The organism is Lishizhenia sp. (assembly GCF_057456495.1).
Genome location: NZ_JBVCPV010000148.1, coordinates 1 through 7,591, shown reverse-complemented (window position 1 = coordinate 7,591; position 7,591 = coordinate 1). Strand labels below are relative to the sequence as shown.

The window sequence follows — 7,591 nt, the reverse complement described above, 5'->3', positions numbered from 1 at the left end:
GTCTTTACTCAAGAACTTTATCCCAAGTGAAAAACTGGTACTGTATTTTTGCGTCGTAATCTTACTTGTTACTTCACAAAGTTTGTCAAAAAGTTCTTTCATAACGTTAATTAATAGTGATTTATATAGCTTTCAGTATTTCACGTGCCACCACTTCACCTGATATGATACTTGGTGGAACCCCTGGTCCTGGAACCGTGAGTTGACCGGTGTAATACATGTTGCTTAATTTCTTATTCTTTATTTGTGGCTTTAAAATGGCTGTTTGTTTTAACGTATTCGCCAAGCCGTATGCATTCCCTTTAAATGCATAATAATCTTTCTTAAAATCATTTACGCAATAACTGCGCTTATAGATTACGTGTTCTCTTATCTTTTCTCCACAAAATTCTTCCAACCTGTCCATCAGCATCTCGAAGTACTTTTCTCTCTTCTCCTCATTATCTTTTAAATCTGGAGCAATAGGAATAAGTAAAAATAAATTCTCACTACCTTCTGGCGCTACGGTATCATCTGACTTAGAAGGACAACAAGCATAAAATAATGGAGCTTTTGGCCATTGTGGTTGGTTATATATCTCTTCGGCGTGAACATTAAAATCTTCATCAAAGAAGAGGTTGTGATGTTCCAATTTAGGTATTTTTTTGTCAACTCCTAAATAAAACAACAGTGAAGAAGGAGCCATTGTCCGCTTATCCCAGTATTTTTCAGTGTAATTGGCTTTCTCTTTTAACAATTGGAACTCCGTATGTGCGTAATCTGCACCACTTACTACATAATCACAAGCATATGAACTACCATCAGCTACATTTACGGTGGTTACATTTTTATTCTCATATTCAAAACCCGTTACTTCTTTTCCAGTTTCGATTTTCACTCCTTGTGATTCAGCAATTTTTACAAAAGCCTTGATGATTTCGTGCATCCCACCTTTAGGGTACCAAGTACCTAAAACAATATCTGCATAATTCATCAGTGAATATAAGGCTGGCGTATCCTTCGGCATAGCACCTAAGAACAATACCGGAAATTCAAGGAGTTCAATAATTTTAGGATGAGAAAAATACTTTTTAATGTAGGTGCTAAAAGAAGAAAACAAATGCATTTTGAATACTCCTCCTATCACACGTTTGTCAACAAATTCTGTCAACTTCAAACTTGGTTTATGGACCAAATCATTCATTCCTACATCGTACTTATAGGCTGCTTCTTTTAAAAACTCATCGAGTTTCGCTGCACTACCCGGCTCTAATTTTTCGAACCAAGCTTTGAATTCATCTAAATTTGCAGGAACATGATCGCTTGATTTATCCTTCCAAATCACCTGGTAACTTGGATCTAATCGTTCCAAGGTATAGAAATCTTGAGCAGTGTGTCCAAAATCCTTATAAAACTTTTCAAAAACATCGGGCATCCAATACCAACTCGGGCCCATGTCAAAAGTAAAACCGGCAGCTTCGAACTTTCTCGCTCTACCACCCACCGAGCTATTTTTCTCCAATAAGGTTACTTCGTTCCCTCCTTGGGCTAAATAACTTGCGCAAGATAAACCTGCTATTCCACTTCCAATGACTACAATTTTTTTACTCATATATATGCTATGCGTACTCTGGTAAGCACTCCATTAATTTTTTCCTTGCTATGAATATACGACTCTTTACCGTACCAATTGGAATATTTAACTCATTTGCAATTTCTTGATACTTGAAGCCTTTGTAGTGTAATTCGAAGGGCTTTTTGTAAACATCACTAAGTGCTTCCACTTGCGCCTCTACCTCCAGGGAGGTAATATGGTTTTGCGGAGTATTTCTAGCCTCTGTTGAACCGTTCATTAAATACTTTTCTTCTGAGTTATCGAAAATTGTTTTCGATCTCACTTTTCTTCTGTATTGATTGATAAATATGTTGCGCATGATGGTAAACAACCACGCCTTGAAATTCGTTTTTGGCGTGTAATAGTTTTTATTCTTCATGGCTTTCAACATTGTTTCTTGGGTAAGATCTCTCGCGTCTTCCTCATTTTTTGTGTAGCGCATTGCAAAAGCAATCATATATGATTCTAAAGCAATGAGAGCGTTGTTAAATTCAATTGTAGACATTTTGTTTAAGTTTTACACCTTCAAAGTTAAACACTTTTGTTTAATCTTTCCAAATAAATCTTAAACAAAATATTTTCTTTCACAATTTGTCGCACAGGCAACAAGGGCTCAATCCCCCATTGAACCTACGTTTCTCATGAAAAGTTGGATGAAAATTACTTGAACAAATCTGTAACCTTATGGATACCAGCAGGAATAGGCTGTGATAAACTCTCTAACATTTCCGCTCCCGTGTAAATAGGAAGTTGATGATTTTGGCTTAATGCAGAGAAAAAACGAACAATATGATCTTCGTCTGTAGCCGTAACAAAAGAAGTTACCAATGCATCAACTTTGAAGCGACCAATGGTGTTCACTAATGCTTGCTCTGGCACTGATTGACCTAAATAGACGGTGGCATAACCATCTTTGAGCAGTTTATAATTATAGAGTAATAATGATATTTCGTGCCACTCATTTTCTGGTAAGAATAGCAAGAAAAGCTTTTTAGGATTAGGATTTTCCTTAATATTTTCGGTAGCTGAAATTAGTGTATTGCGCATCATGTTAGAAACAAAATGCTCCTGTGCGGGATCAATTGTTCCTACCTGCCACATTACACCAATACGCGTTAAGAAACTCCTTAACCTCCCCGAGAAAGCCTCGAACAGTCCTTCCTCTCCGATGATTTTATGAAAATTGTGTAAAAATAGATGCTTGTCCATCTGTATCAGTGCCAATATCAGCTTGTCAACCAAACTGTCTTCGCTCATAGCGTCATCAATGGACATTATTTCTTGAGCAATTTGATCATCACTCATATTTACGATATGCGAAATTTTCTTACCGTTCTTGTTGAGTAACGCCACGTTGAGTAACACCATTAGATCTTTGTCTGAATACATTCGGATTTTAGTATCCGTACGTTCAGGCTTTAATAATCCATAGCGTTTTTCCCACATACGAATGGTATGTGCTTTTACTCCCGATAATATTTCTAGATCTTTGATCTTATACACCGTCATGCAATTATAACAATGCAAAGTTAGAAATGTTTAAAGGATGGGTTAAGAAATTAAACAAAATTGTAAGTCGACTTATTCCAAAACATAGGGGAAATTTAATATTTCTGGTGTGGGGTCTATGCGCTGTATGTAATTGTTGTTGGAAAAATTTTCCTTTTCATAATCTTCCGAAAGCTCTTTTTGTGGAATTGCTTTTTTGGCTTTGAAAATGTAGACTACTGCATATTGACCAGAGCTATTCACATCCGTTCTTGAGAAGTGTTGGACAAATTCAAACCTCATCGACTCTGGAAAATAACAACCGTCTTTTTCAACAAAATTCCAATAACTGGATTTCTTAGGGATGGACATGGTCATATTGAACACAGTTGCAACTCTATTAGGACTAATTTGTATACTTTCATATTGCCTACATCTATAGTTTAAACTTGCATACTTTAAGTCGTGACTCAGGGTATATTTTTTTTCACTTGTATAACTCAAATTCACTCTAGATAAGGTTGGTGAATAATAGCGTTCTTGCTGATAAGCTCCAGGTTCACTAAAAAAACTTTTATACTTAAAAAATAAGGTTAAGTTATCCGGTGATGGTAGTGCCCAGTTTAGATTCAGATCTTCTTTTTTAAATTCAGCTGCATCGAACAACTTTCCACCACGTTTAAACATGCGCTGTGGCTCACCTTTAACCCACCACGTTTCTTTTTTACGTTTCTCGTGTTTGGCGTAAGCTACATTTGCCCTAATGATGTTTAATGTGGTATCCTTTTTCTCATTAGTCTTTGTAACCAATCGCTGATAGACCCACAATTCTCCTAAAACTGCTATGTCCTGCTTTACAAAATTGTGATAAGTACTGTCGTATATTCTTTGAAATAAATCACCTTCATTTTGCTTGACATCTACACTTTCGAACAATTGTATAGGCGCTCCAAGATCGATTTGCTTTTGGTCGTCAAAAACGATTTTTTGTAAACGATAATTCGGATGAAACAAAGTATATGCACTGTCTTTCTCTAACCCAGGAAGCTTTCCATTATCATTAGAAATACCAATCAAATGTCCGTTTTTTAAAACTTCAACATTGGTTAACACTTCATTTTTGTGATTGACAACTTGAACTTGAGCATGTACTACAAAACTTAAGATAAGCAGCAAACATAAGAGAATTCTTTTCATAGGTGTGGTTTTTAAATCGATGGGATTTGAACGCTAAAATACCAAGTTTATTTTAACATTTTCTATTAGGGGTAGAAATGACAGCTCCCGATTCTTATCGGGACTATAATGGATGACCCGACCCCTGAGAAAAGGCAGCTTTAGCGAACTTTTATTAGGGGGAATAGCCTAAAAAAAATCAGGAAAACACTATATTTACGTTAAGAACGCGCTAAAAATGAAAAAAATAATTTACTCCTTGCTCTTGGCAGGCCTTGTTTGGTCGTGCGATAGTGAGCCCAAAGAATCTCCAGCTATTCCGCAGGAAACAGTTCAGGAATTAGACTTGAGTTTGTACGCACCCTTAGACTTGACACCCTATCAAATACCTACAACATTGTATTTACCCAACGATGAACAATTGGTAGGGGGCGCAGTGGAACCTCAGGTAATTCATCAAGAGGATGACTTTACTTGGACGATTAAAGCAAGTAGAGCTTTTGAAATGGTGATTGAAGATTACGGTGAGCGAGATGCTCTTGAACTATACAAGGAAAATTTAGAACGATATACAGATGTTCACACCTATCAAATTATTGAAGACAGTGCAAATGTTTTGATCTATAAGCAATCTTTAAAGAAACAAAACAAACAAGCTCTAGAGCACTATAGCTACCACTGTGTGGGAATGTTTACTGCAGACGATATTAATTACTTGATTTCATCGCGCAAAGAAGGTTATGAAAAACCAACGATAAATGTAATGCGCACAAGCATAGCAGAAATTGCTCGAAGAAACGAAGAAGTTTCTATTTAATTCACTCCTTAGCCTTCGATGTCTTATCATCGAGGGCATTATTTTTAAAGGCAGAAGGTACCAAATCAGGAATCACTTTTAAGACCAGTGGAAGCAATATAGCCCCACCAGGAAGCATAAAAATTGCCAAAGCGGGCATTGTTTTAACGATATCTAAAAACTGCACCCTCACCTTATCTTTTTCTTCTGCTGTAAGCTCTTCTTTCATTGATTTATTAATCAAGAAAACCAACTCCTTACTTTGCTTGAGCTCTTGCGCCAATTTGTCTTTGTTTCTGCTCAGAATTTTAATCCATCTCCTCGAAAGGTTTGAGAATAACTTATCGTATTGAGAACTCTCTTTTAAGAATGCTATTTTGTGTTGATTCTCCAATAAAAAAGTTTCTACCAGAGCGATACTATTGGGCAATTCATCTAATGGAATTCGGTAATGTTTACAGAAATCTTGTAGGAACTTAAGTTCTTCATCTGCTGCATCGTTGTCGGCAAAAATACAGAGTGAACATACATCTAAAAGGTAATGTTTAAATATCCAATCTTCTTGATGACAACTATCTAAATCTTTAAAACTCAACTCCCCCTCTTTGAAAAGTTTGTTCATGCTCTTTCGTTCCTCCTCCTTCAAATTAGCAGAAGCGAGGAAAACATCAAACAACATTTTTTCTCTTTTGGCAACATTATTATCCGAATTCACGGCCATAATAATCGTTTTCAACAAAGTCGTAACACGCTGCTTATAGTTAACTTGCAAGGTGTTCTCAGGAGAGGTTAAATACTTTTTAAACAACAAAACATCTAAATAAACCACCGAATTATTTAAGTAATTCACCCATAGTTTATTTTCCATGGTCTTTCGAATTCCTATACGCTTGTCCAAGATTTTCTCCAACTTGTCGTAGTCAGACTCCGGGATAAGTTTTTTATAGAAATTAAGAATAGACCTACTATCGTGCTTTTTATAAAAGCCCAGAACCTTTTGTAAGAAATCCTCTTTAGAATAAACTTTACACTCCATGATATAGACAGAAAGCAGACTTTCAAACAATAATACTTTGAGCTTTTCTTCTACCGTCCATTGATCCTGAGGTAAGGTATTGGCGTATAAAAGTTGTGTAGGAAAACCAAAAGCTAACCCTGTTCGAATACTCTCTAAACGCAAATGTTCATCGGTAGAAATGTGCACAGGTTTCACCTCTGTTATGGTAAACATTCCTTCATCGAGCAACTGCTCGTATTTCTTAACCCATCCCTTGGCTCCTGGAGATAACATGCGCGTTTGTCTTAAAAAGTTCTACTAAGTAACAAATTTTGTTTTTAATAGGCTGTAGCACGGGCATTAATATTACATTTAACTTATTGTTTAAAACTGTTGTACGATACTATGAGAACACTATTTCTACTTCTTTTCATGGGTTGGTCAGGTCTTTTCTTGGCACAAGAAGCCATCGTAAAACTACCCACTTTTATCAATGAAAGTTCAGGCTTACTTTGTATAGGAGATAGTGTTTTTATTACCCATAATGACAGTGGCAACAAAAGCGAATTGTACGTTCTCAACTTCAAGGGAGAACTTGTAAACACTTGTAAAATAGAACAGGCACATAACAAAGACTGGGAAGATCTTTGCTTAGTAGACGATAGCTTAATCTATATTGCTGACATCGGTAACAACAACAATACGCGCAAAGACTTAAAACTCTACATCGTGCCCTTAAAAGAGGTATTACAGGAAACTCAGAGTAAAGCGGATAGCATATGTTTTCATTACCCAGACCAAAAAGATTTTCCTCCGAACGCCCAGCAAAAGTACTACGATGCCGAAGGGATATGCTACTACCAAAACAAGATATGGATTTTCACAAAAAACGCCACTAAACCCTTTGATGGAATAAGTAAAGTGTACTCCTTGCCCAAAAAAGCAGGAACCTATACCGCAAGCTCTTGTGCTCCTTTAAAATTGAAAGCAAGTTCTTGGATGGAAGACTGCATTACTTCAGTATGCCTTAAGGCAAACCATTTGTTTGTATTAACCTACAGTAAAATCTACATCTACGAGCTTGTCAACGGAGAACTAATTTGGAAAAACACCCGCCTACTTAACCGGTTTGGATTGTGGGAGGCTATCGATGTTTCGAAGAATACCATTTATTTAAGCGAAGAAAAAACTATTATTGCACCCAAAATCTATAAAATACGATGGAAATAAAACAATTTGATGCTGTAATCTACGATATGGATGGTGTCTTGATAGATTCTGAACCCCTATGGAAAAAAGCAATCATTAAAGTTTTTGGAACCGTTGGTATAGATTTAACCATAGAAGATTGTGCGCGCACGGTTGGTTTAAGGTTGGACGAGGTAGTTGCCTTTCGTTTTAGAGAGCGACCTTGGACGGGGAAATCTCAGCAAGAAATAATCGATGAAATCATGGCTGAGATGGTGCATCAAATTTCAACCTTTGGAAAACCCATTACAGGCGTGCTTGATAGTCTAGAATATTTTAAAAACCAAGGATT

At 36.5% G+C, this 7,591-nt stretch carries 8 protein-coding genes; 3 read left to right on the top strand and 5 right to left on the bottom strand.

Annotation, left to right across the window (positions count from 1 at the left end; all coding sequences use genetic code 11):
• Nucleotides 1-121: 121 nt before the first annotated feature.
• The 4 genes from AC22ZQ_RS10690 to AC22ZQ_RS10675 form a co-directional block, all read right to left on the bottom strand.
• Nucleotides 122-1,591, bottom strand: a complete 1,470-nt coding sequence (locus tag AC22ZQ_RS10690; RefSeq protein WP_318958777.1) for a phytoene desaturase family protein — start codon at nucleotides 1,589-1,591, stop codon at nucleotides 122-124.
• 7 nt (nucleotides 1,592-1,598) lie between these two features.
• Complete coding sequence (locus tag AC22ZQ_RS10685; RefSeq protein WP_318958776.1) at nucleotides 1,599-2,099, bottom strand: RNA polymerase sigma factor; 501 nt, start codon at nucleotides 2,097-2,099, stop codon at nucleotides 1,599-1,601.
• A 155-nt stretch (nucleotides 2,100-2,254) separates the two neighbouring features.
• Nucleotides 2,255-3,103, bottom strand: a complete 849-nt coding sequence (locus AC22ZQ_RS10680; protein WP_318958775.1) for a MerR family transcriptional regulator — start codon at nucleotides 3,101-3,103, stop codon at nucleotides 2,255-2,257.
• Between the two features lie 72 nt (nucleotides 3,104-3,175).
• Complete coding sequence (locus AC22ZQ_RS10675; protein WP_318958774.1) at nucleotides 3,176-4,279, bottom strand: hypothetical protein; 1,104 nt, start codon at nucleotides 4,277-4,279, stop codon at nucleotides 3,176-3,178.
• 217 nt (nucleotides 4,280-4,496) lie between these two features.
• Between AC22ZQ_RS10675 and AC22ZQ_RS10670 the strand changes: the two genes are divergently transcribed.
• Complete coding sequence (locus AC22ZQ_RS10670; protein ID WP_318958773.1) at nucleotides 4,497-5,075, top strand: hypothetical protein; 579 nt, start codon at nucleotides 4,497-4,499, stop codon at nucleotides 5,073-5,075.
• A 1-nt stretch (nucleotide 5,076) separates the two neighbouring features.
• Here AC22ZQ_RS10670 and AC22ZQ_RS10665 read toward each other — a convergent pair whose 3' ends face one another.
• Entirely contained in the window at nucleotides 5,077-6,345 is a 1,269-nt protein-coding gene (locus AC22ZQ_RS10665) for an LETM1-related biofilm-associated protein (RefSeq protein ID WP_318958772.1), read from the bottom strand.
• Between the two features lie 111 nt (nucleotides 6,346-6,456).
• Here AC22ZQ_RS10665 and AC22ZQ_RS10660 point away from each other — a divergent pair, with 111 nt between their 5' ends.
• Both AC22ZQ_RS10660 and AC22ZQ_RS10655 read left to right on the top strand, forming a co-directional pair.
• Nucleotides 6,457-7,281, top strand: coding sequence for a hypothetical protein (locus AC22ZQ_RS10660; RefSeq protein WP_318958771.1), 825 nt, complete (start codon nucleotides 6,457-6,459; stop codon nucleotides 7,279-7,281).
• Nucleotides 7,272-7,591: HAD hydrolase-like protein (locus AC22ZQ_RS10655; RefSeq protein WP_318958770.1), on the top strand; the 320-nt coding region annotated here is incomplete at its 3' end. The genes AC22ZQ_RS10660 and AC22ZQ_RS10655, both read left to right, overlap by 10 nt.

What these genes read in the sequence shown, in the direction of transcription:
- AC22ZQ_RS10670 (WP_318958773.1), top strand. Translation starts at nt 4,497, where the DNA reads ATGAAAAAAATAATTTACTCCTTGCTCTTGGCAGGCCTTGTTTGGTCG.
- AC22ZQ_RS10685 (WP_318958776.1), bottom strand. Translation starts at nt 2,099, where the DNA reads ATGTCTACAATTGAATTTAACAACGCTCTCATTGCTTTAGAATCATAT.
- AC22ZQ_RS10690 (WP_318958777.1), bottom strand. Translation starts at nt 1,591, where the DNA reads ATGAGTAAAAAAATTGTAGTCATTGGAAGTGGAATAGCAGGTTTATCT.
- AC22ZQ_RS10675 (WP_318958774.1), bottom strand. Translation starts at nt 4,279, where the DNA reads ATGAAAAGAATTCTCTTATGTTTGCTGCTTATCTTAAGTTTTGTAGTA.
- AC22ZQ_RS10680 (WP_318958775.1), bottom strand. Translation starts at nt 3,103, where the DNA reads ATGACGGTGTATAAGATCAAAGATCTAGAAATATTATCGGGAGTAAAA.
- AC22ZQ_RS10665 (WP_318958772.1), bottom strand. Translation starts at nt 6,345, where the DNA reads ATGTTATCTCCAGGAGCCAAGGGATGGGTTAAGAAATACGAGCAGTTG.
- AC22ZQ_RS10660 (WP_318958771.1), top strand. Translation starts at nt 6,457, where the DNA reads ATGAGAACACTATTTCTACTTCTTTTCATGGGTTGGTCAGGTCTTTTC.